Below are 24,582 nucleotides of genomic sequence, written 5' to 3' on the forward strand. Positions count from 1 at the left end.
CACCGTGTCGCCGCGAACCGCCACCCCCCGCCACTACCTGATGTGCCGGCCCGTGCACTTCACCGTCGACTACTCCATCAACCCGTGGATGGACCCGGCGAAGCCCACCGACACCGGCACCGCCCTCGCCCAGTGGGACCAGCTGTACGCGCTGTTCCAACGCCTGGGCCACACCGTGGAGCTGATCGAACCGCTGCCCGGTCTGCCGGACATGGTGTTCGCCGCCAACGGCGCCACCACGCTGGACGGCCGGGTGCTCGGCGCCCGCTTCCGCCACCCCGAGCGGGCCGCCGAGGGCCCCGCGTACGCCGACTGGTTCCGCGCCCGCGGCTGGCGGGTCAAGGACGCCGAGCACGTCAACGAGGGCGAGGGCGACCTGCTGGTGGCGGGCGAGCGGATCCTGGCGGGCACCGGGTTCCGCACCGAGACCGCCGCGCACGCCGAGGCCCGGGAGTTCCTCGGCCGGGAGGTGGTGCCGCTGCGGCTGGTCGACCCGCGCTACTACCACCTGGACACCGCGCTCGCGGTGCTCAGCGACACCGAGGTCATGTACCACCCGCCGGCCTTCGACGCCGCCTCCCGGGCGACCCTGGAGCGCCTCTACCCGGACGCGGTGCTGGCCGACGCCGACGACGCCCGGGTGTTCGGCCTGAACGCGGTCTCCGACGGCGCCAACGTCGTCCTCCCGGAGGCCGCCGTCCGCCTCGCCGACCGGCTGCGCGAGCGCGGCTTCACCCCGATCGGCGTCGACCTGACCGAGCTGCTCCGGGCCGGCGGCGCCGTCAAGTGCTGCACCCTGGAACTGCGCCACTGACACCGCACGGCGAGGGCCCGGACTCGTACGAGTCCGGGCCCTCACCGCTCCACGCTCACACCAGGTCGAAGCGGTCCAGCTCCATGACCTTGGTCCAGGCCGCGGCGAAGTCCTTGACGAACTTCTCCTTGGCGTCGTCCGAGGCGTACACCTCGGCCAGCGCCCGCAGCTCCGAGTTGGAGCCGAACACCAGGTCGGCCCGGGTGCCGGTCCACTTGACCGCGCCGGAGGCGTCCCGGCCCTCGTAGACCGTGTTGTCGGAGGCGACCGGGGCCCAGGTGGTGCCCAGGTCCAGCAGGTTGACGAAGAAGTCGTTGGACAGGGTGCCCGGACGGTCGGTGAACACGCCGTGCTGCGAGCCGCCGGTGTTGGCGCCCAGCACCCGCAGGCCGCCGACCAGCACGGTCAGCTCGGGCGCGGACAGGTTCAGCAGGTTGGCCCTGTCCACCAGCAGGTACTCGGCGGGGAGCCGGGTGCCCTTGCCCTGGTAGTTGCGGAACCCGTCGGCCTGCGGCTCCAGCGCGGCGAACGACTCGACGTCGGTCTTCTCCTGGGTGGCGTCCACCCGGCCGGGGCGGAAACCCACCTCGACCTCGACGCCGCCCTCCTTCGCGGCCCGCTCGACCGCCGCGGTGCCGCCCAGCACGATCAGGTCGGCCAGCGAGACCTGCTTGCCGCCCCGCGCGTTGAACTCCTGCTGCACGCCCTCCAGCACCCGCAGCACCTGCGCCAGCTGCTCCGGGTCGTTGACCTCCCAGCCGCGCTGCGGCTCCAGCCGGATGCGGGCGCCGTTCGCGCCGCCGCGCTTGTCACTGCCGCGGAAGGACGCCGCCGCGGCCCACGCGGTGGACACCAGCTGGGCGGTGGTCAGGCCGGAGCCGAGCAGCTCGGCCTTGAGCGCCGCCACGTCCGCCGCGTCGATCGGCTCGCCCTGGGGGGCGGGCAGCGGGTCCTGCCAGAGCAGCTCCTCGGTGGGCACCTCGGGGCCGAGGTAGCGGGAGACCGGGCCCATGTCGCGGTGGGTCAGCTTGAACCAGGCGCGGGCGAAGGCGTCCGCGAAGGCCGCCGGGTCGTTCAGGAAGCGGCGGGAGATCTGCTCGTACACCGGGTCGAAGCGCAGCGCCAGGTCGGTGGTGAGCATCTGCGGGGCGTGCTTCTTCGCCGGGTCGAAGGCGTCCGGCACGGTGCCCGCCCCGGCGCCGTCCTTCGGCTTCCACTGGTGCGCCCCGGCGGGCGACTTGGTCAGCTCCCACTCGTAGCCGAACAGGATCTCGAAGAAGGAGTTGTCCCAGGTGGTCGGCGTGTTGGTCCAGGTGACCTCCAGGCCGGAGGTGATCGCGTCGGCGCCCTTGCCGGAGCCGTACGCGCTCTTCCAGCCGAGGCCCTGCTCCTCCAGCGGCGCGCCCTCGGGGTCGGCGCCGACGTTGTCGGCCGGGCCCGCGCCGTGGGTCTTGCCGAAGGTGTGGCCGCCGGCGATGAGCGCGACGGTCTCCTCGTCGTTCATCGCCATCCGGCGGAAGGTCTCGCGGATGTCGCGGGCGGCCGCGACCGGGTCCGGGTTGCCGTTGGGGCCCTCCGGGTTGACGTAGATCAGGCCCATCTGGACGGCGCCCAGCGGCTCCTCCAGCTGGCGGTCGCCGGTGTAGCGCTCGTCGCCCAGCCAGGTGGTCTCCGGGCCCCAGTACACGTCCTCGTCGGCCTCCCAGACGTCCGCCCGGCCGCCGCCGAAGCCGAAGGTCTCGAAGCCCATCGACTCCAGCGCCACGTTGCCGGACAGGATCAGCAGGTCGGCCCAGGACAGCGCCTGGCCGTACTTCTGCTTCACCGGCCACAGCAGGCGGCGGGCCTTGTCCAGGTTGGCGTTGTCCGGCCAGGAGTTGAGCGGGGCGAAGCGCTGCTGCCCGGCGCCCGCGCCGCCGCGGCCGTCGGAGATCCGGTAGGTGCCGGCGCTGTGCCAGGCCATCCGGACGATCAGCGGGCCGTAGTGGCCGAAGTCGGCCGGCCACCAGTCCTGCGAGGTGGTGAGCACGGTCTCGATGTCGCGCTTGACGGCGGCCAGGTCGAGCGAGGCGAAGGCCGCCGGGTAGTCGAAGTCCGCCCCGAGCGGGTTCGCCACCGCGGGGTTCTTCGCCAGGATCTTCAGGTTCAGCCGCTCGGGCCACCACTGCCGGTTGCCACCGCCCTGCGTCGGGTGCGCGGCCCGGCCGTGCGCGACGGGGCAGCCGCCCGCACCCTCGGACTTGGGGTCGGTGACGATGGCGTCGTCGTTCTCGGGCATGGGAGTCCCTCCGGGGTCGGGCGGAATCGCACTCTGCAACGGACGTCTGGCTCTTCTTCGGAGTCGATCCTAAGATAGACCGAGTCTAAGTCAAGAAGACGGTCAAACGGGTGGTGGTCCCGCTCGAATCGGGCGACCGGGGACGTCCGCTGTACAGTTCGGGCGAATGTTGAGCTGATTGGGTGAACGAGATGAGTGATCTGCTGGAACGACTGCGGGCCCGCGGGTGGCGGCTGACCTCCCAGCGCCGGGTGGTCGCCGAGGTGCTGGACGGCGACCACGTCCACCTGACCGCGGACGAGGTGCACGCGCGCGCCGCCGACCGCCTGCCCGAGATCTCCCGCGCCACCGTCTACAACACCCTCGGCGAACTCGTCACCCTCGGTGAGGTGCTGGAGGTCGCCACCGACGGCCGCGCCAAGCGGTACGACCCCAACGCCCACCAGCCGCACCAGCACCTGGTCTGCTCCGACTGCGGCACCATCCGCGACGTCCACCCCACCGGCGACCCGCTCGCCGCCCTGCCCGCCGCCGAGCGCTTCGGCTTCGCCGTCGCCACCGCCGAGGTCACCTACCGCGGGCTCTGCCCCGACTGCGCCTGACGCCCCGCCTCCGGCCCCGTCCCCGCGCCCCCGCCCGCTCCCGCGCCGTCCGCCACCGCCGTCGGAACCGCCGCAGCCCCGGCTCCCGCCGCCGGAACCGCAGCCCCGGCCCCCGCAGCCGCCCCGCGCCGGGCGCCCGGCCCCACCGCCGCCAGCACCGCGATCAGCACCCCGGCCGCCAGCAGCAGCCACCACACCCCCCGCGCCGCCGCGACGAACCCCGCGCCGCCCGACCCGCCGCCCGGCGCGCCCTCCGCCGCCACCCCCGGCGACAGCAGGACGCCCGCCACCGCCACGCCCACCGCCGAACCGGTCTGCCGGGCCGCCGAGGCCAGCGCCGCGGCCAGCGAGGCCATCGACCCCGGCATCCCCGACACCGCGGTGTTGGTGATCGGCGGGTTCACCGTCCCCTGGAACACCCCCACCAGCGCGAACACCGCCAGCAGCACCCACACCGGCGTCCGCGGCCCCACCGCCACCAGCAGCAGCGCGCCCGCCAGCGCCAGCGCCGCGCCCGACACCAGCAGTGGCCCGCGCGGCCCGTACCGGCCCACCGCCCGCCCGGTCCGCGGCGACAGCACCAGGATCAGCACGCCCACCGGCGCCAGGCACAGCCCCGCCCGCAGCGCCGACATCTGGCGCACCCCCTGCAGGTACAGCGTCACCGCGAACAGGAACGCCGCGAACGCGCCCAGCGCCGCGAACGCCGCCACCAGCGCCGCCGCCAGCGGGCCGCGACGCAGCAGCCGCACCTCCAGCAGCGGGTCCGCCCGCCGCGCCTCGTACCACCCCAGCGCCGGGACGGCCGCCGCCGCCCCCGCCAGCGGCCCCCACACCGACGGCGCCGACCAGCCCGAACGCCCCGCCGAGATCAGCGCGAACACCGCCCCGCCCAGCAGCGCCACCACCAGCAGCTGCCCCACCGGGTCGAACCGCCGGGCCCGCTCCGCCCGGGACTCCGGCACCCAGCACAGCGCGCCCGCCACGCCCGCCGCCACCACCGGCAGGTTCACCCAGAACACCGCCCGCCAGCCCCAGCCGTCCACCAGCGCCCCGCCCAGCACCGGGCCGAGCGCCAGCGCCAGCCCCGACATCGACCCGAACACCCCGATCGCCCGGGCCCGTTCGGCGGGCCGCGGGAAGGCGGTCGCCACGATCCCCATCGCCACCGGGTTCAGCATCGTCCCGCCCACCGCCTGCACCGCCCGCGCGCCCACCAGCGCGCCGACCCCCGGCGCCAGCGCGCACAGCGCCGACCCCAGCCCGAACACCAGCAGCCCCAGCAGGAACACCCGCCGCCGCCCCCACCGGTCCGCCGCCGCCCCCGCGGGCAGCAGGAACGCCGCCAGCACCAGCGTGTACGCGTCCACCGTCCACTGCAGCGCCGACACCGACGCCCCCCACTCCCGGCGGACCGCGGGCAGCGCCGCGTTCACCACCGAGATGTCCAGCACCACCATCACGATGCTCACGCAGCACACCGCGAGCACCAACCGCTTGCGCCGGTCGTCCGGTTCGGACACCGTGTTCCCTCCGTCCGTCCCCGCCACGGGTGTCGGCCCTCCGCCAACCACGCCCCGTCCGGGCGACGGCACCGACGCTACGATTTCGAGCGTGCGCGAGATCAAGCCGGAACCACCCCCCGAGGGGCTGACCATCGCCGAGGCCGCCGAGTGGACGGGCGTCAGCGTCCACACCCTGCGCTACTACGAGCGGGCCGGCCTGGTGGTCACCGGGATCGACCGCACCCCGGGCGGCCGCCGCCGCTACCACCACCGCGACCTGCGCTGGATCGACGTCTGCACCCGGCTGCGCGCCACCGGCATGCCGATCCGCACCCTGCGCCGCTACGCCGACCTGGTCGCCGCCGGCGTCGGCAACGAACCCGAACGCCTCGCCCTGCTCGAGTCCCACCGCGCCGAGGTCGCCGAACGCCTCGCCGAACTCGGCGCCCACCTGGCGGCCATCGACCACAAGGTGACCACCTACCGGGCCCGCCTCGCCGAGGGCAGCGCCGAGGGCCTCTGGGCCCCGGCCCCCCTGGAGGCACCCCCGGAAGCACCCGTGGACGAACCCTTGAACAAGCCTTGACCTGCGGCTCGAACGCCGTTCCGGCCGCCCCGGAACCCCCGGGACACTGCGCTACAGTCTGGCCGCCCGACCGGTCGCGACCGCGACGGGTCCGAACGCCTGCACGGGGGATGCGCAGTGGCCGTCGACGACCTACCGGCACCGGTGGTGACGTTCCTCAACGTCATCGGGGTGCCCTGGCCCTACATCAACGAGGACGAGGTCCGTGCCTTCGCCGCCATGGTGCGGCAGTTCGGCCAGGCCGTGGAGCGGACGCACGCCGAGGCGACCCGGGCGATGGACTCCTTCGCCCAGGCGTACCAGGGCGCCGCCACCCGGCGGATGCAGTCCGGCTGGTCCGAGCTCTCCGAGCGGCACACCCGGGAGCTCGTGACGGGCTGCACCCTGCTCGCCGAGGCGCTGGAGGTCGGCGCCGAGGTGATCGTCGCCCAGAAGGTCGAGGCCCTGGTCGAACTGGGCGTCATGGCCGCCACCTTCATCGCCGACCAGGCCGCCGCGGTGGCCACCCTCGGGCTGGCCGAGGCCGCCGTGCCGGTGATCGTGGAGGCCGGGAAGAAACTCCTGGAGACGCTCAAGCAGCAGATCATCCAGTACGTCGTCGGCGAGATCATCGAGGCCGCGGCCAAACCGCTCTTCGCCAAGATCGAGCACGCCATGTCCGGCCTGGACTGGGGGCGGACCGCGGGCGCGGGCGGCGCCGCGGACGGCTTCAGCCTCGACGCCGAGCTGGCCGACCGGCACCTGAAGGCGATGCGCGCCCACACCGAGGCCTTCCGCGGCCACGCCCAGGAGCTGCGCGCCGGACTCGAAGGGCTGGCGTTCTGATGGGGGCCGGGGGAGAGGAGCAGGCGGTCTTCCGGGCGCTCAAGAACGACGCCGTGGAGTCGCTGCCGAAGATCGCCGAGAAGCACGCCGCCGTCGTCGAGGAGGCCGCCGAGAAGGGCGCCCGCAACCTCGCCGCCCACGCCGCCACCGAGGCGAGGATCGCCGAGGACCTCAAGGCGGTGGCCCCGCGGGACCTCGAGGTCGCGTCCCCGAAGGGCCTGGAGGCGGCCGGCCCGCGGCTGGCGGGCGAGGAGGGCGCCCTGGCCGGCGAGGCCGGCACCGTCCCGTCCCCGCGCACCGAGCCCGGCTCCGGAGCGCCCGAGTCCGAGCAGTACGGCAACGCGGCGCTCCGCGACGGCCCCGGCTACCAGCAGCAGATCGACCAGGAGCTGGCCCCCCGCGGCCTCGACCGCGCCGAGCACGACCGGCTCCGGCTCAGCCCCACCAACACCCTGACCGAGGAGCAGGCCCGCCAGGTCGTCCAGGTCCGCGACGCGATCAAGCTGGACGAGGGCCGGATGGTCACCAAGATCGTCAGGCCCGACGTGGCGGAGGCGTACCTGGAGAACTCCACCACGCTCGGCGGCCGCGCCTTCGACCCCGGCGAGTTCCGCGGCTCCATCGCGCGCGGCTCCGACACCGCCGACCTGCGCAGCATGGACGACCTGCGCAACGGCCTCGCCCTCGACGACGGCGGCGCGGGCTGGACCCCGGTCCCGCCCGGCGCCACCGAGGCGTACCAGCTGCGCTTCCCCGCCCCGCACGGCATGGAGGCCGACCCGACCCTCGGCGCGGTCAACGACCAGGCCCTGGCCGACCGGATCGCGGGCATGGCCGGGCAGAATGCAGGCAAGAACTGGGACGCACCGTTCCTGGGCACCGGCTACACCGGCGGCGGCGTCCCCGAGTGGGACGCCAGGCCCACCGGCTTCCCGCACGGTGCGGAGATCTGGCGGATGAACGCCGACGGGACGGAAGAGGCCGTCGGCCGCTTCGACAAGAGCGATGGGCTGTGGAAGTACTATGACAACTGACCCTTCGGGCCGTCACCACCAGCCGGTGAAGGGCGAGTTCGCGGTCCACCGCGGGGTGGTCCACCCGGCCCGCGCCGCCGTCGGCCAGTGGCCCCTGGTGGAACTGCTCCCCGCCCCCGGCACCCCCGCCCCCGAGGGCATCGACCCCCGGCTGGCCGCCGACGGCTCGGTGCTCGGCTACCCGCTGCCGCCCGAACGGCTCGACGCCTGGTACGCCGTGCACTGGACGTTCCACTGGCGCGGCGAGCCCTTCGAGTGCACCGACCGCGTCGACGCCACCGTCGCCGGCAACTACCTCGGCGAGGACCGGGAGTTCGCCCGGCAGCACCTCAAGCGCCGGGTCTCCGGCTACCGGGGCGTCTTCCCGCTCGCCGAGGTCACCGAGCCCGAGGAGCACCGGCGGGACCTGCTCGGCCCGCGCCTCGACCTGCTCCGGCGGCTGTCCGAGGCCGACCACTTCCGCCCCGGCTGCCACGCCGTCCTCGGCGGCACCACCCACCGGGCCGCCCCCGCGGTCGACCCGCAGGGCCTGGTCGTCCTCGCCGACGCCGGCGCCGTCCCCCCGGCCCGGCTCGACGCCTGGTACCGCACCCACTGGACGTTCCGGTGGCGGGGCGGCCCGTTCGAGGCCGTCGGCACGGTCGAGGGCCGGATCAAGGGCGTCTACACCGGCGGCAGCTGGGGCTTCGCCGACGCCAACCAGCTGGACGAGGAGACCGCCCCCGACGGCACCCACACCCGGTACACGGTGGAGGCCGACCTGGACGCCGTCACCGACCTCACCCCCCACCGCACCGACCTGCTCCCCCCGCGCTGACCCGGCCCCTGCCCGGTCCCGCCCGGCGGCCCCGCGGCCTCCGGGCAGGACCGGGGGGCCAGGCGGGGTGGGGCGGGGCAGCGGCGCTCCGGCCGGGAAAAGCAAGAAGACCCCCGCCGAAGCAGGGGTCTCCACTGGTGTCCGAGGGGGGACTTGAACCCCCACGCCCGATAAAGGGCACTAGCACCTCAAGCTAGCGCGTCTGCCATTCCGCCACCCGGACCGGGTGTTCACCTCGGGGCTTCCTCTCGGCTGCCCCCTGGCGACAGAGAGAACACTACCAGGCTCGGGGAGTGCTTCTCACCTGCGTTTTCGGCGCCCCGCGCGCCCGCCCCGCGCGCCCCGCGCGCCCGACCGGGACGGAACCGGACAACCCGGACGCCGGGGCGGCCGTCGCGGGGGTGATTGCGCTGGTCGCGGGGGGCGGCGACGATTTCGGACGGGCGTTCTGGCGGCAACAGTGGGCCGGTGGCGCGCCGCGACCGGCCAGGACGGCGCACAACACGCACCGAATCGGTCGGGAACCTTCACGACACGCGTAGTTCCAGTCCCGGTGCGGGTCATCGGCGGGTGCTCTCCTAGCCTCTGTGGACCAGGGAGCCTTGAGCGGAACGCCCGATTCCCGACAGCCGCCGCCGGCCGGACCCCGGCGCGGGAGCCTCCCGTCACCGCGTGAAGGGCGGCGTGCAGTGGAACAGACGGACAGGGCGGCCTTGGACACCGCGACCTGGTGGCCCGGCCGCGAGCCCGGACCGGGCCCGGAACCCGGCGTGTGGCGGTTCTCGGCGGTCTCGCACGAGGCGTCGGTCCCGCGCACCAGACACGCCGTGCGGGACCGGCTGCTCGCCCAGGGGATGGCGGGGGAGCGCTACCAGGAGCTGGTGGACGACCTCCTGCTGATCGTCTCCGAGCTGGTCTCCAACGCGGTCACGCACGCGGCGGTGCTCTCGCCCGAGGTGGTGTGCGAGCTCGCCATCACCCCCGACCGGGTGCGGATCTCGGTGGTGGACGGCCACCCGTACCGCCCCAAGGCGCAGGAGAACGACCCGGCCCGCCCGGGCGGGCGCGGGCTGCTGCTGGTCAAGAGCGTGACCCTCCAGGCGGGCGGCGAGTGCGACGTGGAGCGCACCGAGGACGGCGGCAAGGTGATCTGGGCCAGCCTGCCGCTGCCGGGCCCGGGTGCCGCCGGGGCCGGCCCGGGGGCCGACCCCGACGAGGACCCCGACTACTGAGGCGCCCGCCGGGCCGGGCCTACCAGTCGTGCCCGGCGATCTCCCGGATGCCCGGCAGCGCCGCCTCGAAGACGGTCTCGAACCACACCGAGAAGGGCTTCTCGGCCCGCAGCTCGCGCAGCTCGGCGGCGGTCACGAACCGGGTGTCCTCGATCTCGTCCGGGTCCGGCTCCAGGTCGGCGGTGACCAGCCCGACGAACAGGTGGTTCCACTCCCGCTCGATCAGCCCGGACGCCTCGTCCGGCAGGTCGTAGCGGACGGTGCCCGCCTCGCACAGCAGGGCCGGTGCGGCGCCGAGCTCCTCCGCGGTGCGGCGGGCGGCGGCGGTGAACGGCTGCTCGCCGGGGTAGGGGTGGCCGCAGCAGGTGTTCGACCAGACACCGGGCGAGTGGTATTTGCCGAGCGCCCGGCGCTGCAGCAGCAGCCGACCCTGGCGGTCGAACAGGAAGACCGAGAAGGCCCGGTGCAGTCGGCCGGGCTGCTGGTGGGCCCAGAGCTTCTCGCCGGTCCCGATGGTCACGCCGTCGTCGTCGACCAGTTCCAGCAGGATCTCGCCCGGCGCCGTCCCGGACGGGTCGGCGAGCTCCGGCGAGAGGGCTTCGGTCGGGCTGACAGCAGGGCTCATGGGCACAATGCCCCTTTCGGCAGGTGGACCGGGGCCGCCCGCCCGGTGTCGTGGGCTCCGGGCAGTCCGCCCCGCTCCTTGGGGTCGGCTGCGCACGCGTCGGCGGACCGGCCGGTCCGCCGACGGCGTTCGGGGCCCAAGTCTGCCGCATGGCCCGCCCGCCGCGGGGCCGCGACGCACACCCCGGGGACGGAGGCGGCCGTACTGGCAGAAGTGTTCGACCACCGGTCGGGCCCGGTCACCGGACGTTCACCGGACCGCCCGGAACGATCGGCGAACCGCCCGGGGCCGCGTTCTGGCAGGTCGCCGGGGTCGCCTACCATCAGTGGCACCGGGCGGTCCGCAGCGGCCGCCCGCTCGGCGCGCCGCAGCCGCGGCCGCGCCCAGGCCCGCACGGTACGACCTCCCCGGATCGGTGCCGCGCGGCACCGAGACCCCTTGGAGTCCCGCATGATCGGCCTCGTCCTGGCCGCCGGCGCCGGCCGCCGGCTCCGGCCCTACACCGACACCCTGCCCAAGGCGCTGGTGCCGGTCGACGGGGAGCGGACGGTCCTCGACCTGACCCTGGGGAACTTCGCCGAGGTCGGGCTGCGGGAGGCCGCGATCGTGGTCGGCTACCGCAAGGAGGCGGTGCACGAGCGCAAGGAGGCGCTGGAGCGGAAGTACGGCGTCAAGCTCACCCTGGTCGAGAACGACAAGGCCGAGGAGTGGAACAACGCCTACTCGCTGTGGTGCGCCCGCGAGCTGTTCGGCGAGGGCCTGCTGCTCGCCAACGGCGACACCGTGCACCCGGCCTCGGTGCAGCGCACCATGCTGGACGGCAACGACCGCCGGATCAAGGAGGGCCGGGCCCCCGGCGTCCTGCTCGCGCTGGACACCGTGAAGAAGCTCGCCGACGAGGAGATGAAGGTCGTCGTCGACCCCGAGCTGGGCGTGCGCCGGATCACCAAGCTGATGGACCCGCTGGACGCCACCGGCGAGTACATCGGCGTCACCGTGATCAACCCGTCCGCGGCCGACGCCCTGGCCGACGCGCTCCGGGCGGTCTTCGAGCGCGACCCGCAGCTGTACTACGAGGACGGCTACCAGGAGATGGTCGACCGCGGCCTGACCGTCGACGTGCAGCCGATCGGCGAGGTCTCCTGGGTCGAGGTCGACAACCACGACGACCTGGCCAAGGCCCGGGAGATCGCGTGCCGGTACTGACCCGCCTGGTGCCCTCGCCGCTCTTCGTGGAGATCCGCGCGGGCGCCCTCGACTCCCTCGGGGGCATCCTCGCCGACCAGCGGCTGTCCGCGGCCGGCCGGATCGCGGTGGCGATCAGCGGGGGCTCCGGAGCGGTGCTGCGCGAGCGCCTGGAGCCCGCGCTGCCCGGCGCGGACTGGTACCCGGTCGAGGACGGCACCCTGGACAGCGCGGTCCGGCTGACCGACGAGATCCGCCGCGGCCACTACGACGCCCTGGTCGGCCTCGGCGGCGGCAAGATCATCGACGTGGCGAAGTACGCCGCGGCGCGGGTCGGCCTGCCGGTGGTCGCGGTCGCCACCAACCTGGCCCACGACGGCATCTGCTCCCCGGTCTCCACCCTGGACAACGACGCCGGGCGCGGCTCCTACGGGGTGCCGGGCCCGATCGGCATCGTGGTCGACCTGGACGTCGTCACCAAGGCCCCGAAGCGCTTCGTGGCCGCCGGGATCGGCGACGCGGTCTCCAACATCTCCGCCTGCGCGGACTGGGAGCTCTCGCACGCGGTGACCGGCGAACCCGTCGACGGACTGGCCGTCGCGATGGCCCGCTCGGCCGGGGAGAACCTGCTCCGGCACCCGGGCACCCTGGAGGACCCGGACCTGCTGACCACGCTGGCGGAAGCCCTGGTACTGTCCGGCATCGCGATGAACATCGCGGGCAGCACCCGGCCCAGCTCGGGCGCCTGCCACGAGATCTCGCACGCCCTGGACGTGCTGTACCCCAAGCGGTCCGCGCAGCACGGCGAGCAGGTCGGCCTCGGCGCTGCCTTCGCCTGCCACCTGCGGGGCGAGCGGGAACTGGTCGGACTGATCGTGGAGCGCCTGCGCTTCCACGGCCTGCCGGTGACCGCCGACCAGATCGGCTTCACCGGTGCGGAGTTCACCGAAGCGGTGCACTACGCTCCGAACACCAGACCGGGACGCTTCACCATCCTCGAACACCTCGACCTCTCCGCCACAGACATCAGGGACGCGTACGCCGACTATGTCCAAGCCGTCAACAGCTGAACGCCCGCCGGTCGACCTCACCCGGCGCCCGTCGATCGAGGAACTGCGGGCGGTGATCCACCCGGAGGGCATGCTGCAGCGCCGGAGCGCCGAGCACTGGGCCGGCCGCCTCTACATGCGGCGGATCTCGCTGCGGATCACCCGGGTCCTGTCCACCGTCACGGTGATCACGCCCAACGGCCTGACGTACCTGATGATGCTCACCGGCGTCCTGGCGGGCATCGGGCTGGTGGTGCCCGGCCTGACCGGCGCGGTCCTCGGCGCCGTGCTGATCCAGGTCTACCTGCTGCTGGACTGCGTGGACGGCGAGGTGGCCCGCTGGCGGCGGCAGACCTCGCTCACCGGCGTCTACCTGGACCGGGTCGGCCACTACGTGTCCGAGGCCGCGCTGCTCACCGGCCTGGGCCTGCGCGCCGCCGACCTGTTCCACCGCGAGGGCGCGCACGCCGCCTGGCAGTGGGCCTTCCTCGGCACGCTGGCCGCGCTCGGCGCGATCCTGATCAAGTCCGAGACCGACCTGGTGGACGTGGCCCGGGCCCGCTCCGGCCTGACCGCCGTCGAGGACAGCGCCTCGGTGCCGCGCTCGACCGCGGTGGCCAAGGCCCGCCGGGCCGCCTCGCTGCTGAAGTTCCACCGCCTGGTCGGCGCGGTCGAGGCCTCGCTGTTCATCCTGGCCGCGGGCATCGCCGACGCGGTCCGCGGCGACCTGTTCTTCACCCGCCTCGCGGTCGTGGTGCTGGCCGCCATCGCGATGCTGCAGACCGTCCTGCACCTGCTGTCGATCGTGCTCTCCAGCAGGCTGCGATGAGCGACGACTTCCGCCTCGGCGCGGTGATCATCACCATGGGCAACCGGCCCGCCGAGCTGAACGCCCTGATCGAGTCGGTGCGCGCCCAGCAGGGCCCGCCGGTGGAGCTCGCCGTGGTCGGCAACGGCGCCCCGCTGCCCGCCCTGCCGGAGGGCGTGCGGAGCGTCGAGCTGCCGGAGAACCTCGGCATCCCGGGCGGCCGCAACGTCGGCATCGAACTGTTCGGCCCGGACGGCCGGGACGTCGACGCGGTGCTCTTCCTGGACGACGACGGCCTGCTGCCGAACACCGACTCGGCGCGGCTGCTGCGCGAGGCCTTCACCGCCGACCCGTCCCTGGGCATCGTCTCGTTCCGGATCGCCGACCCGGAGACCGGCGCCACCCAGCGCCGCCACGTGCCCCGGCTGCGCGCCAGCGACCCGATGCACGGCTCCCGGGTCACCACCTTCCTGGGCGGCGCCAGCGCGGTGCGCAGCGCGGTCTTCCCGCAGGCCGGACAGCTGCCCGCGGAGTTCTTCTACGCGCACGAGGAGACCGACCTGGCCTGGCGGGCGCTGGACGCCGGCTGGTCGATCGACTACCGCCCGGACGTGGTGCTGCACCACCCGGCGACCTCCCCGGCCCGGCACGCCGCGTACTTCCACAACGTGGCCCGCAACCGGGTCTGGCTGGCCCGGCGGAACCTCCCGGCTCCCCTGGTGCCCCTCTACCTGGGAACCTGGTTCCTGCTGACCGTGCTCCGCCGTCCCCCCAAGGAGGGGCTGCGGGCCTGGCTCGGCGGTTTCCGGGCCGGCTGGAGCGAGCCCTGCGGCCCGCGCCGACCGATGAAGTGGTCCACCGTCTGGCGCTTGACCAGGCTCGGCAGACCGCCAATCATCTGATCGCGGCCGGATCGGCCTCCCGAGCCGACCGCGAACGCACCAGAGCTCCGTGGTACGCCCCGGTCTCCCGCCCCGTCCCCCCGGGGCTGGGGATGACGACCCCCTGAAGGACGAATGTGTCGACACTGAGTGACCCGGTCAACCTCTCCGCGCCAAGGGGTTCCGATGCGGGTCTGACCCCGAAGCAGCTCGCGGACAAGTACGGGTTGTCCATCAGCGGCAAGCGGCCGAGCCTGCCGCAGTACGTCCGCCAGCTCTGGGCCCGGCGCAGCTTCATCAGCGCCTTCGCCACCGCCCGCCTGGTCGCGCAGTACACCACCGCGAAGCTCGGCCAGCTCTGGCAGGTGCTCACCCCGCTGCTGAACTGCGCGGTGTTCTACCTCGTCTTCGGTCTGATCATGAACAACCGGGACACCGTCCCGGCCTACATCGCCTGGCTGTGCATCGGCGTCTTCATCTTCCAGTTCTCGCAGAGCGCGATCCAGGCCGGCACCCGGTCGGTCTCCGACAACCTCGGCCTGATCCGCGCGCTGCACTTCCCGCGCGCCAGCCTCCCGATCGCCTTCACCATCATCCAGCTCCAGCAGCTGCTGATCTCGATGGTGGTGCTGGTCGTCATCGTGCTGCTGAACGGCATCACCCCGGGCATGACCTGGCTGTTGATCGTCCCGGCGCTGGTCTTCCAGTCGATGTTCAACACCGGCCTGGCCCTGGTGATGGCCCGGATCGGCTCCAAGACCTCCGACATCTCGCAGCTGATGCCGTTCCTGCTGCGCACCTGGATGTACGTCTCGGGCGTGATGTACAGCGTCTCCAGCTTCATCGAGAAGTGGCCGCCGATCTGGCAGACGCTCTACTCGTGGAACCCGGCGGTGGTCTACATGGACCTGATCCGCTACGCCTTCATGCCCGAGAGCTTCGACAAGAAGCTCTACCCCGGCGGCTACGACGCGGCCGGCCACGCGCTGCCGAAGGCCCTGATCCTCCCGGACCACATCTGGTTCATGGCCGCCACCTGGGGAGTCGTCGCCTTCGTCATCGGCTTCGTGTTCTTCTGGAAGGCGGAGGAGGAGTACGGCCGTGGCTGACGCAGCTCTCGACACCCTCAAGGAGGCCACCGCGGTGGACAACCAGGCCCGGGTCCCCACCGTGGTGGTGGACGACGTGCACATCGTCTACAAGGTGCACGGCGCCGGTTCCGGCAAGGGCAGCGCCACCTCGGCGCTGAGCCGGATCATCACCCGCAAGAAGTCGCCCGCGATCCGCGAGGTGCACGCGGTGCGCGGCATCAGCTTCACCGCCTACAAGGGCGAGGCGGTCGGCCTGATCGGCTCGAACGGCTCCGGCAAGTCGACCATGCTGGCGGCCATCGCCGGCCTGCTGCCGACCGCCAAGGGCGGCATCTACACGCACGGCCAGCCCTCGCTGCTGGGCGTCAACGCGGCGCTGATGAACGACCTCACCGGCGAGCGCAACGTGGTGCTGGGCTGCCTGGCGATGGGCATGTCCCCGGCCCAGGTGCGCGAGCGCTACCAGAGCATCGTCGACTTCTCGGGCATCAACGAGAAGGGCGACTTCATCTCGCTCCCGATGCGCACGTACTCCTCCGGCATGGGCGCCCGCCTGCGGTTCTCCATCGCGGCGGCGAAGACCCACGACGTGCTGCTGATCGACGAGGCCCTCGCCACCGGCGACCAGGGCTTCCAGCAGCGCTCCAAGGCCCGGATCAACGAGCTGCGCAAGGAGGCCGGCACGGTCTTCCTGGTCAGCCACGACAACAACGCGATCCGCGAGACCTGCGAGCGGACGATCTGGATCGAGCACGGCGAACTGATCATGGACGGGCACACCGACGAGGTGGTCCGCCGGTACGAGAAGGGCGACCGCCCCTGAACGGGAGCGGGTCGCGGGGTGCAGGGCCGGTGCGCGGGGAGCGGATCCCCGGGCACCGGCCCTGCGCCGTGCGGCGGGTGAAGGGGTGGCGACGGATGCGTGTCCGTGGCGCGGAGGCGGTGCGGCCCGGTGTAGAACGGGGGAGTGACGGCAGTGTCGGATTCAACTAAGTCGGATAACCAGACAATGGCGGCGACGCTGGACAAGGCCGACCTGGAGAACTTCCCGGTCGCCCCCGGCTTCCTGCCCGCCGCCTGGCGCGGCGACCTGATGGCGGTCTACGGCTACGCCCGCCTGGTCGACGACGCGGGCGACGGCGACCTCGCCGACCCGGCCGCCGTCGCCCGGCTGCTGGACGTCCCGGGCGGGCCCGACGACCCGGGCTTCCGGCTCGCCCTGCTGGACGGCCTGGAGCGCGACCTGGACCGCGCCTTCGCCACCGCCCTCGGCGACGACCCGGCCCCGCACGGCACCGTCCTGGGCACCGACCCCGGCGAGCCCCGGCACCCGCTGGTGCGCCGCCTCGTCCCGCTGATCGAGCGGCACGCCGTCACCCCCGAGCCGTTCCGCCGCCTGATCGAGGCCAACCGGGTGGACCAGACCACCACCCGCTACCCGACCTACGCGGACCTGCGCCACTACTGCACCCTCTCCGCCGACCCGGTCGGCCGCCTGGTGCTCGCCCTGGCCGGCCGCGCCACCCCCGACCGGATCGCGCTCTCCGACGCCGTCTGCACCGCGCTGCAGGTCGTCGAGCACCTGCAGGACGTCGCCGAGGACCTGCAGCGCGGCCGGATCTACCTCCCGCTGGAGGACCTCGCCTCCTTCGGCGTCACCGAGGACGACCTCGCCGCCGGCACCGCCTCCCGCGGCGTGCGCCAGCTGGTCGCCTGGGAGGCGAGCCGGGCCCGGACCCTGCTCGACCGCGGCGCACCGCTGGTGGGTACGGTTCACGGGAGGCTCCGACTGCTGCTGGCGGGATTCACCGCCGGCGGGTACGCGGCCCTGGACGCCATCGAGGCGGCCGGGTTCGACGTGCTCGCGCACCGGGCGAAGCCCGACAAGCGCCGCCTGGCCGGCCGGGCGGCGGCACTCTTCGCGAAGGGAAGGTGAGCGCCCGCGTGGGGGCATCACCACTGGCGTCCGCGCCGGTCATGGCGGCCTACCGGTACTGCGAGGCGGTCACCGCCCTGCAGGCCCGCAACTTCAGCTACGGCATCCGGCTGCTGCCCGAGGCCAAGCGGCTGGCGATGTCGGCGCTCTACGCGCTGGCCCGCCGGGTCGACGACATCGGCGACGGCGAGCTGCCCGCCGAACAGAAGGCCGAGGCGCTGGCCCGCACCCGCGCCCTGCTGGACGAGGTCCGCGCGGGGGCGGTCGGCGAGGACGACACCGACCCGATCAAGGTCGCCCTGGCGGACGCGGCCCGCCGCTTCCCGATCCCGCTCGGCGGCTTCGACGAGCTGATCGACGGCGTCGAGATGGACCTCAAGGGCGTCGAGTACGCCACCTTCGAGGAGCTCAAGGTCTACTGCCGCTGCGTGGCCGGCTCGATCGGACGGCTCTCGCTGGGCGTCTACGGCTGCGAGGACCGGGAGCGCGGCGCCGAGTACGCCGACACCCTGGGCCTGGCCCTGCAGCTCACCAACATCCTGCGCGACCTGCGCGAGGACGCCCTGAACGGCCGCACCTACCTGCCCACCGAGGACCTGGTCCGGTTCGGCTGCCAGCAGGGCTTCGCCCTCCCCACCCTCCCGGTGGGCGCCGACTTCACCGGCCTGGTCGCCTTCGAGGCCGAACGCGCCCGGGCCGCCTTCGAGGAGGGCCTGCGCCTGCTGCCGATGCTCGACCGCCGCAGCCGCGCCGCCACCGCCGCGATGGCCGGCATCTACCACCGCCTGCTCGGCCGGATCGCCGCCGACCCGCACTCGGTGCTCCGCGGCCGCGTCTCGCTGCCCGGCTGGGAGAAGGCGTACGTGGCGCTGTCCGGGCTCGCCGGAGGGCGTTCTTGATTCTCGCGCCAGTTCTGTCACGCTGTGTCAACGGGGAATCACGACGCATGCGCACGTTGTTGTGCCCACCGTCCACTGCCGTCCGGGAGGGCCGATGAGCACGCCGACCGCGCCGCGCGAGCGCACCGCCGTGGTGGTCGGCGGCGGCCTGGCCGGCATCACCGCCGCCCTCCGCCTCGCCGACGCCGGGGTGCGCACCACCCTGCTGGAGGCCCGTCCCCGGCTCGGCGGCCTGGCCTTCTCCTTCAAGCGCGGCGAACTGACGGTGGACAACGGCCAGCACGTCTACCTGCGCTGCTGCACCGCCTACCGCGGCCTGGTCGACCGGCTCGGCGCCGGCGGCCTGGTCGACCTGCAGCCCCGGCTGGACGTGCCGGTGCTCTCCGTCGCCGCCGACGGCACCCGCCGCCTCGGCCGGCTGCGCCGCGCCGACCTGCCCGTCCCGCTGCACCTGGCCGGCAGCCTCGCCACCTACCGGCACCTCTCCCCGGCCGACCGGCTGCGGGTGGTGCGCGGCGCGCTCGCCCTGCAGAAGCTCGACCTCGTCGACCCGGCGCTGGACGACCTCTCCTTCGGCGAGTGGCTGCGCCGGCACGGCCAGACCCCCGCCACGGTGGCCGCCGTCTGGGACCTCGTGGGCGTGGCCACCCTGAACGCCACCGCCGACCGCACCTCGATGGCGCTGGCCGCGATGGTCTTCAAGACCGGCCTGCTCTCCGAGGCGGGCGCCGCCGACATCGGCATGGCCAACGTCCCGCTCGGCGGGATCCACCACGACCGGGCCGCGGCCGAGCTGGAGCGGGCCGGGGTGCGGGTGCTGCTGCGCACCAGGGCCGTCGAGCTGAAGGCCGCCGAGCCGAACGCCGTCCGGCTGGAGGGCGGCGAGCTGCTCACCGCCGACACCGTGGTGCTGGCCGGCGCCCAGGACGCCGCGGCCGCCCTGCTGCCGCCCGGCGCCGTCCCCGGGCAGCACCGGCTGGCCGACTTCGGCACCGCCCCGATCCTCAACGTGCACGTGGTCTACGACCGGCCGCTGATCCGCCGTCCGTTCTTCGCGGCGCTCGGCTCCCCGGTGCAGTTCGTCTTCGACCGCACCCGGCACTCCGGCCTGGCCGTCCCCGGCGCCCAGTACCTGGCCGTCTCGCAGTCCGCCGTCGAGGACGAGATCGACCTGCCGGTCGCCGAGCTGCGCGCCCGCTACCTGCCGGAGCTGGAGCGGCTGCTGCCCGCCGCCCGCGGCGCCCGGGTGCTGGACTTCTTCGTCACCCGGGAGCGCACCGCGACCTTCGACCCGGCGCCCGGCACCGCCGCCCTGCGCCCCGGCGCACGCACCGGAGCCCCCGGAGTCCTGCTCGCCGGGTCCTGGACGGCCACCGGCTGGCCAGCGACCATGGAGGGTGCGGTGCGCAGCGGTCACGCGGCGGCTGACGCCGCCCTGGCCGGCCACGGCCGACTCCCGGTCGACCGGGGGGACGGACGGTGGCCCCGATGACGCCGGGCCCCCACTCCCCGACCACCGACACCACAACCGTCCGGCCGCCCGCCGCGGCCGGACGGACGCACCGAGAGGGAACGCACGTGGAGGCACGCACCGGCTCGACGGTCGAGGACACCCCGACCGTCCTCGACCTGCTGGCGCGCGGACGCACGCTCTGCACGCCGCCGATGCGTGCGGCCGTCGCCCGTTTGGCGGCACCGATGGACACCGTCGCCGCCTACCACTTCGGCTGGATCGACCGGGACGGCAAGCCCGCCGCGGGCGACGGCGGCAAGGCCGTGCGCCCGGCGCTGGCCCTGCTGTCGGCCGAAGCGGTGGGCGCGGACGCGCAGGCGGGCGTACCCGGCGGCGTGTCGGTCGAGCTGGTGCACAATTTCTCCCTCCTCCATGATGACCTGATGGACGGTGACGAGACGCGCAGGCACCGGGCCACCGCCTGGACGGTCTTCGGACCGGCGCAGGCCGTGCTGGTCGGCGACGCGCTGGCCACCCTCGGCACCGAGGTCCTGCTGGACGCCGCGGTGACCGGCGGGGCCGACCCGGCGGACGCCGCCCGCGCCGTCCGTCTGATCACCACCGCCACCCGGCGGCTGATCGACGGCCAGGCACTGGACGTCTCCTTCGAGCAGCGCGACGCGGTGACGGTCGAGGAGTGCCTGGCCATGGAGGGCGGCAAGACCGGCGCCCTGCTGGCGGCCTCGGCGGCGATCGGCGCAGTGCTGGCCGGCGCCGACGACCGGGTGTCCGACGCGCTCCAGCGGTACGGCTACCACCTGGGCCTCGCGTTCCAGGCGGTGGACGACCTGCTGGGCATCTGGGGCGCCACCGAAGTGACCGGAAAGCCGCACTGGAGCGACCTCCAGTCGCGGAAGAAGTCGCTGCCGGTGTGCGCCGCGCTGGCCGAGGGGGGCGCCGCCTCCCGCGAGCTGGCCGCACAGCTGGCCGACCCGACCGGCCGCGGCGAGGAGAGCGAGCAGGTGCTCGCCGCCCGCGCCGCGCTGATCGAGCAGGCCGGCGGCCGGGCCTGGACGCAGGAAGAGGCCCGCCGCCAGTACGACACCGCCCTCGCCGCCCTCGGCGAGGTGCCCATGGCCGACGAGGTGCGCGAGCACTTCGTCGCACTCGCCGAATTCGTGGTGGTCAGAGAGAGGTGACGTAAGAGTGACAGCAACCGCGGGTGGAAGGCTCGGACCCCAAACCTCAGTTGCAGTAGCACGATCTGACGATTCCTCACCAGCGGCGGCGCTCAGCCGCGCCACCGCACACCTGCTGTCACTCCAGCACGCCGACGGCTGGTGGAAGGGCGACCTGGAGACCAACGTCACCATGGACGCCGAAGACCTGCTGCTCAGGGAGTTCCTGGGCATCCGCACCGAGGAGCAGACCCGGGCCACCGCGGCCTGGATCCGCTCCCGGCAGCGGGAGGACGGCACCTGGGCCACCTTCCACGGCGGCCCGCCCGAGCTCTCCACCACCGTCGAGGCGTACGTGGCCCTCCGGCTCGCCGGGGACACCGCGGACGCCCCGCACATGCGGGCCGCCGCCGCGTTCGTCCGCGAGCGCGGCGGCATCGCCGCGAGCCGGGTGTTCACCCGGATCTGGCTCGCCCTGTTCGGCTGGTGGCCCTGGGAGCAGCTCCCCGAGCTGCCGCCCGAGGTGCTGTTCCTGCCCACCTGGGCGCCGCTGAACATCTACTCCTTCGGCCAGTGGGCCCGGCAGACCATCGTCCCGCTCACCGTGGTCTCCGCGCACCGCCCGGTCCGCCCCGCCCCGTTCGGCCTCGCCGAACTGCACACCGACCCGGCGAACCCGTACCCGCGGCGGCCGCTCGCCCCGCCGCACACCTGGGACGGCCTGTTCCAGCGGCTCGACCAGCTGATGCACCGCTACCACCGGCACGCCATCAAGCCGCTGCGCCGTCTGGCCCTGCGGCAGGCCGCCGCCTGGATCGTCGAACGGCAGGAGGCCGACGGCTGCTGGGGCGGCATCCAGCCGCCCGCCGTCTACTCGCTGATCGCGCTGCGGTTGCTCGGCTACCGGCTCGACCACCCCGTGATGAAGGCCGGACTCGCCGCCTTCGACTCCTTCACCGTCCACACCGAGGACGGCAAGCGCTGGCTGGAGGCCTGCCAGTCCCCGGTCTGGGACACCTGCCTGGCCGCCATCGCGCTGCGCGACGCCGGACTGCCCGGCGACCACCCGGCCCTGGTCCGGGCCGCCGACTGGATGCTCGGCGAGGAGGTCACCACCCGCGGCGACTGGGCCGTCAAGCGCCCCCGGCTGGCCCCCGGCGGCTGGGCCTTCGAGTTCGAGAACGACACCTACCCGGACGTCGACGACACCGCCGAGGTGGTCCTCGCGCTGCGCCGGATCGACCACCCCGACCGCGAGCGGCTGGAGGGGGCGGTCGAGCGGGCCGTCCGGTGGAACCTCGGCATGCAGTCCAAGGACGGCGCCTGGGGCGCGTTCGACGCCGACAACACCAGCAAGCTCCCCAACAAGCTGCCGTTCTGCGACTTCGGCGAGGTCATCGACCCGCCCTCGGCCGACGTCACCGCGCACGTGGTGGAGATGCTCGCCGGGACCGGCCGCCTCGGGGACCTGCGCACCCGGCGCGGCGTCGTCTGGCTGCTGCGCCACCAGGAGGCCGACGGCTCCTGGTTCGGCCGCTGGGGCACCAACTACATCTACGGCACCGGTTCGGTGGTGCCCGCGCTGATCGCCGCCGGGGTCAGCCGGAACCACTCCTCGATCCGCCGGGCCGTCGCCTGGCTGACCGACCGGCAGAACCCGGACGGCGGCTGGGGCGAGGACATGCGCTCCTACGAGGACCCGGCCACCTGGGCCGGACGCGGCGAGTCCACCGCCTCGCAGACCGCCTGGGCGCTGATGGCGCTGCTCGCCGCCGGGGAGCGCGACTCCGCGGCGGTCGAGCGCGGCGTCGGCTGGCTCACCGCCACCCAGCGCCCCGACGGGACGTGGGACGAACCGCAGTTCACCGGCACCGGCTTCCCCTGGGACTTCTCCATCAACTACCACCTGTACCGCCTGGTCTTCCCGGTCACCGCGCTCGGCCGCTACGTGCACGACGCCCCGCTCGGCCGGGGAGGCGAGCAGTGAACGGGCCGCTGCTGGTGCTGTGCGCGCTCGGGCCGGAGGCCTGGGCGCTGCGCGGCGGCGACTGGTCCGGCGCGGCGGGCGGACCGCCGGTGCTGGCCCGCACCGGGATGGGCCGCCGGGCCGCCGGGCAGAAGGCCGCCGCGCTGCTCGACGCGGGCGGCTACGGCGCCCTCCTGGTCGCCGGGTTCGGCGCCGCGCTCGGGCCCGGCGTGCGGCCCGGCGAGGTGATCGTCGCCGACCGGGTCACCGACGCCGAGGGCGGCGACCACCCGCTGCCCTCCGCGGCCGCGCTGGCCACCGCCCTGGAGGAGGCGGGCCTGCGGGCCCACCTGGGCACCCACCGCACCGCCGACCACGTGGTGCGCGGCCCCGAACGGGCCCGGCTGCACCGCGAGGGCGCGCTCGCCGTCGACATGGAGGCCGCCGCCGTCCTCGCCGCCCGCGCCGCGCACGCGCCCGACCTGCCCGCGGCCGTGCTGCGGGTGGTGGTCGACACCCCCGAACGGGAACTGATCCGCCCCGGCACCCTGCCGGCCGGGGTGCGCGCCTGGCGGGCCCTGCGTGCCGCCGTCCCCGCCCTCACCGCGTGGCACCGGCAGGTCTCCGCCACGCCCGCCCAGCTGACGACCCCACAGCCCTCGACGCTCCCCCAGGAGGCGAGCTAAGCCATGGCCATGCCGCTGCGTCAGACGATCCGCGTGTCCACCTACCTCATGCAGCAGAAGATCAGGGGGCGGAAGAAGTTCCCGCTCATCGTCGAGCTGGAGCCGCTGTTCGCCTGCAACCTCAAGTGCGAGGGCTGCGGGAAGATCCAGCACCCCGCGGGCGTCCTCAAGCAGCGGATGCCGGTCGCCCAGGCGGTCGGCGCGGTCCTGGAGTGCGGCGCCCCGATGGTCTCCATCGCCGGGGGCGAGCCGCTGATGCACCCCCAGATCGACGAGATCGTCCGCCAGCTGGTGGAGCGCCGCAAGTACGTCTTCCTGTGCACCAACGCCCTGCTGCTGCGCAAGAAGCTCGACAAGTTCACCCCTTCGCCGTACTTCACCTTCGCCGTCCACATCGACGGCCTGGAGGAGCGGCACGACGCCTCGGTGGCCAAGGAGGGGACGTTCGCGGAGGCCGTCGAGGCGATCAAGGAGGCCAAGCGGCGGGGCTTCCGGGTCACCACCAACTCGACCTTCTTCAACACCGACACCGCGCAGACCGTGGTCGAGGTGCTGGACTTCCTCAACGACGACCTCAAGGTCGACGAGATGATGATCTCCCCGGCCTACGCGTACGAGAAGGCTCCCGACCAGGAGCACTTCCTCGGCGTCGAGCAGACCCGCGAGCTGTTCCGCAAGGCCTTCGCCGGCGGCAACCGGCGGCGCTGGCGGCTCAACCACAGCCCGCTCTTCCTGGACTTCCTGGAGGGCAAGGTCGACTTCGAGTGCACCGCCTGGGGCATCCCCAACTACTCGCTGTTCGGCTGGCAGCGCCCCTGCTACCTGATGTCCGACGGCTACGTCCCCACCTACCGCGAGCTGATCGAGAAGACCGACTGGGACAAGTACGGCCGCGGCCGTGACCCGCGCTGCGACAACTGCATGGCCCACTGCGGGTACGAACCGACGGCGGTGCTCGCCACCATGGGCTCGCTCAAGGAGTCGATCCGCGCCGCCCGCGAGACCCTCGCCTCGCCCAAGGCGGTCTGACCGCACGTCAGGGCCCGGCGCGGGCGGCCCACGCCGACAGGCGACCGCGCCCGCCGGGCCGCAGGCTGGACACCTACGCACATCGAACCGGCCGTGAGGGGTA

Annotated in this window: 23 protein-coding genes and 1 tRNA gene; 20 read left to right on the forward strand and 4 right to left on the reverse strand. The window is 73.9% G+C overall.

Annotated elements, in window-relative coordinates; translation table 11 throughout:
- Positions 1–4: 4 nt before the first annotated feature.
- On the forward strand, positions 5–814 hold the full coding sequence (ddaH, locus tag QSK52_RS29225) for a dimethylargininase (protein ID WP_352230322.1): 810 nt from the start codon (positions 5–7) through the stop codon (positions 812–814).
- A gap of 55 nt (positions 815–869) precedes the next feature.
- On the opposite strand, the gene katG is transcribed toward ddaH, so the two are convergent.
- Positions 870–3,092 (reverse strand): catalase/peroxidase HPI, encoded by a 2,223-nt coding sequence (gene katG, locus QSK52_RS29230; RefSeq protein ID WP_285739203.1) that lies wholly within the window; start codon positions 3,090–3,092, stop codon positions 870–872.
- A 191-nt stretch (positions 3,093–3,283) separates the two neighbouring features.
- Between katG and QSK52_RS29235 the strand changes: the two genes are divergently transcribed.
- Entirely contained in the window at positions 3,284–3,694 is a 411-nt protein-coding gene (locus QSK52_RS29235; protein WP_285739204.1) for a Fur family transcriptional regulator, read from the forward strand.
- Here the strand turns inward: QSK52_RS29235 and QSK52_RS29240 are convergent.
- On the reverse strand, positions 3,664–5,217 hold the full coding sequence (locus QSK52_RS29240) for an MFS transporter (protein WP_285739205.1): 1,554 nt from the start codon (positions 5,215–5,217) through the stop codon (positions 3,664–3,666). The two genes, QSK52_RS29235 and QSK52_RS29240, sit on opposite strands and share 31 nt — an antisense overlap.
- Before the next feature lie 91 nt (positions 5,218–5,308).
- On the opposite strand from QSK52_RS29240, the gene QSK52_RS29245 reads away from it, so the two are divergent.
- The 4 genes from QSK52_RS29245 to QSK52_RS29260 all read left to right on the forward strand — a co-directional run bounded on the left by QSK52_RS29245 (position 5,309) and on the right by QSK52_RS29260 (position 8,461).
- Positions 5,309–5,785, forward strand: a complete 477-nt coding sequence (locus tag QSK52_RS29245) for a MerR family transcriptional regulator (protein ID WP_285739206.1) — start codon at positions 5,309–5,311, stop codon at positions 5,783–5,785.
- Between the two features lie 117 nt (positions 5,786–5,902).
- Positions 5,903–6,610 (forward strand): hypothetical protein, encoded by a 708-nt coding sequence (locus QSK52_RS29250; protein ID WP_285739207.1) that lies wholly within the window; start codon positions 5,903–5,905, stop codon positions 6,608–6,610.
- Positions 6,610–7,644 carry a hypothetical protein gene (locus QSK52_RS29255; protein ID WP_285739208.1) on the forward strand — a complete coding sequence of 345 codons (1,035 nt, stop codon included), beginning with the start codon at positions 6,610–6,612 and terminating at the stop codon, positions 7,642–7,644. Before QSK52_RS29250 ends, QSK52_RS29255 begins: the two co-directional genes overlap by 1 nt.
- Positions 7,634–8,461, forward strand: a complete 828-nt coding sequence (locus QSK52_RS29260) for a hypothetical protein (RefSeq protein WP_285739209.1) — start codon at positions 7,634–7,636, stop codon at positions 8,459–8,461. Before QSK52_RS29255 ends, QSK52_RS29260 begins: the two co-directional genes overlap by 11 nt.
- A 135-nt stretch (positions 8,462–8,596) precedes the next feature.
- Here QSK52_RS29260 and QSK52_RS29265 read toward each other — a convergent pair.
- Positions 8,597–8,684, reverse strand: a tRNA-Leu gene (locus QSK52_RS29265).
- A 490-nt stretch (positions 8,685–9,174) separates the two neighbouring features.
- Here QSK52_RS29265 and QSK52_RS29270 point away from each other — a divergent pair.
- The gene (locus QSK52_RS29270; protein WP_285739210.1) at positions 9,175–9,693 is read left to right on the forward strand and encodes an ATP-binding protein; all 519 of its coding nucleotides are present in this window, start codon (positions 9,175–9,177) and stop codon (positions 9,691–9,693) included.
- A gap of 19 nt (positions 9,694–9,712) precedes the next feature.
- Here the strand turns inward: QSK52_RS29270 and idi are convergent, their stop codons facing one another.
- The gene (gene idi, locus QSK52_RS29275) at positions 9,713–10,318 is read right to left on the reverse strand and encodes an isopentenyl-diphosphate Delta-isomerase (protein ID WP_285739211.1); all 606 of its coding nucleotides are present in this window, start codon (positions 10,316–10,318) and stop codon (positions 9,713–9,715) included.
- A 450-nt stretch (positions 10,319–10,768) separates the two neighbouring features.
- On the opposite strand from idi, the gene QSK52_RS29280 reads away from it, so the two are divergent.
- The 13 genes from QSK52_RS29280 to hpnH all read left to right on the forward strand — a co-directional run bounded on the left by QSK52_RS29280 (position 10,769) and on the right by hpnH (position 24,479).
- Positions 10,769–11,524, forward strand: a complete 756-nt coding sequence (locus QSK52_RS29280) for a phosphocholine cytidylyltransferase family protein (protein WP_285739212.1) — start codon at positions 10,769–10,771, stop codon at positions 11,522–11,524.
- A complete protein-coding gene (locus QSK52_RS29285; RefSeq protein WP_285739213.1) occupies positions 11,512–12,573 on the forward strand; it encodes an iron-containing alcohol dehydrogenase family protein in 1,062 nt (353 codons plus the stop codon). The genes QSK52_RS29280 and QSK52_RS29285 overlap by 13 nt, the downstream gene beginning before the upstream one ends.
- A complete protein-coding gene (locus QSK52_RS29290; protein ID WP_285739214.1) occupies positions 12,551–13,381 on the forward strand; it encodes a CDP-alcohol phosphatidyltransferase family protein in 831 nt (276 codons plus the stop codon). Before QSK52_RS29285 ends, QSK52_RS29290 begins: the two co-directional genes overlap by 23 nt.
- Positions 13,378–14,262 carry a glycosyltransferase family 2 protein gene (locus QSK52_RS29295; protein ID WP_285739215.1) on the forward strand — a complete coding sequence of 295 codons (885 nt, stop codon included), beginning with the start codon at positions 13,378–13,380 and terminating at the stop codon, positions 14,260–14,262. The genes QSK52_RS29290 and QSK52_RS29295 overlap by 4 nt, the downstream gene beginning before the upstream one ends.
- 116 nt (positions 14,263–14,378) lie before the next feature.
- Positions 14,379–15,350, forward strand: a complete 972-nt coding sequence (locus tag QSK52_RS29300; RefSeq protein WP_285739216.1) for an ABC transporter permease — start codon at positions 14,379–14,381, stop codon at positions 15,348–15,350.
- On the forward strand, positions 15,343–16,155 hold the full coding sequence (locus QSK52_RS29305; protein ID WP_285739217.1) for an ABC transporter ATP-binding protein: 813 nt from the start codon (positions 15,343–15,345) through the stop codon (positions 16,153–16,155). Before QSK52_RS29300 ends, QSK52_RS29305 begins: the two co-directional genes overlap by 8 nt.
- Before the next feature lie 186 nt (positions 16,156–16,341).
- Positions 16,342–17,268: a squalene synthase HpnC gene (gene hpnC / locus QSK52_RS29310; protein ID WP_285739218.1), complete on the forward strand. Its 927-nt coding sequence runs from the start codon at positions 16,342–16,344 to the stop codon at positions 17,266–17,268.
- Positions 17,269–17,309: 41 nt separating this feature from the next.
- A complete protein-coding gene (gene hpnD, locus QSK52_RS29315; protein WP_285739272.1) occupies positions 17,310–18,167 on the forward strand; it encodes a presqualene diphosphate synthase HpnD in 858 nt (285 codons plus the stop codon).
- Between the two features lie 94 nt (positions 18,168–18,261).
- Positions 18,262–19,659 (forward strand): hydroxysqualene dehydroxylase HpnE, encoded by a 1,398-nt coding sequence (gene hpnE / locus QSK52_RS29320; protein WP_285739219.1) that lies wholly within the window; start codon positions 18,262–18,264, stop codon positions 19,657–19,659.
- Positions 19,656–20,819 (forward strand): polyprenyl synthetase family protein, encoded by a 1,164-nt coding sequence (locus QSK52_RS29325; protein ID WP_435053401.1) that lies wholly within the window; start codon positions 19,656–19,658, stop codon positions 20,817–20,819. Before hpnE ends, QSK52_RS29325 begins: the two co-directional genes overlap by 4 nt.
- Positions 20,820–20,826: 7 nt before the next feature.
- Positions 20,827–22,785, forward strand: coding sequence for a squalene--hopene cyclase (gene shc, locus QSK52_RS29330; RefSeq protein ID WP_285739221.1), 1,959 nt, complete (start codon positions 20,827–20,829; stop codon positions 22,783–22,785).
- Positions 22,782–23,450: a 1-hydroxy-2-methyl-2-butenyl 4-diphosphate reductase gene (locus tag QSK52_RS29335; RefSeq protein WP_285739222.1), complete on the forward strand. Its 669-nt coding sequence runs from the start codon at positions 22,782–22,784 to the stop codon at positions 23,448–23,450. Before shc ends, QSK52_RS29335 begins: the two co-directional genes overlap by 4 nt.
- Positions 23,451–23,453: 3 nt before the next feature.
- A complete protein-coding gene (gene hpnH / locus QSK52_RS29340; protein ID WP_285739223.1) occupies positions 23,454–24,479 on the forward strand; it encodes an adenosyl-hopene transferase HpnH in 1,026 nt (341 codons plus the stop codon).
- Positions 24,480–24,582: the final 103 nt, after the last annotated feature.

It is taken from the genome of Kitasatospora phosalacinea, from assembly GCF_030268885.1.
Taxonomy (GTDB): domain Bacteria; phylum Actinomycetota; class Actinomycetes; order Streptomycetales; family Streptomycetaceae; genus Kitasatospora; species Kitasatospora phosalacinea_C.

What these genes read in the sequence shown, in the direction of transcription:
- hpnD (WP_285739272.1), top strand. Translation starts at nt 17,310, where the DNA reads ATGGCGGCCTACCGGTACTGCGAGGCGGTCACCGCCCTGCAGGCCCGC.
- hpnH (WP_285739223.1), top strand. Translation starts at nt 23,454, where the DNA reads ATGGCCATGCCGCTGCGTCAGACGATCCGCGTGTCCACCTACCTCATG.
- idi (WP_285739211.1), bottom strand. Translation starts at nt 10,318, where the DNA reads ATGAGCCCTGCTGTCAGCCCGACCGAAGCCCTCTCGCCGGAGCTCGCC.
- QSK52_RS29280 (WP_285739212.1), top strand. Translation starts at nt 10,769, where the DNA reads ATGATCGGCCTCGTCCTGGCCGCCGGCGCCGGCCGCCGGCTCCGGCCC.
- QSK52_RS29235 (WP_285739204.1), top strand. Translation starts at nt 3,284, where the DNA reads ATGAGTGATCTGCTGGAACGACTGCGGGCCCGCGGGTGGCGGCTGACC.
- hpnE (WP_285739219.1), top strand. Translation starts at nt 18,262, where the DNA reads ATGAGCACGCCGACCGCGCCGCGCGAGCGCACCGCCGTGGTGGTCGGC.
- QSK52_RS29290 (WP_285739214.1), top strand. Translation starts at nt 12,551, where the DNA reads ATGTCCAAGCCGTCAACAGCTGAACGCCCGCCGGTCGACCTCACCCGG.
- hpnC (WP_285739218.1), top strand. Translation starts at nt 16,342, where the DNA reads ATGGCGGCGACGCTGGACAAGGCCGACCTGGAGAACTTCCCGGTCGCC.
- QSK52_RS29255 (WP_285739208.1), top strand. Translation starts at nt 6,610, where the DNA reads ATGGGGGCCGGGGGAGAGGAGCAGGCGGTCTTCCGGGCGCTCAAGAAC.
- katG (WP_285739203.1), bottom strand. Translation starts at nt 3,092, where the DNA reads ATGCCCGAGAACGACGACGCCATCGTCACCGACCCCAAGTCCGAGGGT.
- QSK52_RS29325 (WP_435053401.1), top strand. Translation starts at nt 19,656, where the DNA reads ATGACGCCGGGCCCCCACTCCCCGACCACCGACACCACAACCGTCCGG.
- QSK52_RS29260 (WP_285739209.1), top strand. Translation starts at nt 7,634, where the DNA reads ATGACAACTGACCCTTCGGGCCGTCACCACCAGCCGGTGAAGGGCGAG.
- QSK52_RS29295 (WP_285739215.1), top strand. Translation starts at nt 13,378, where the DNA reads ATGAGCGACGACTTCCGCCTCGGCGCGGTGATCATCACCATGGGCAAC.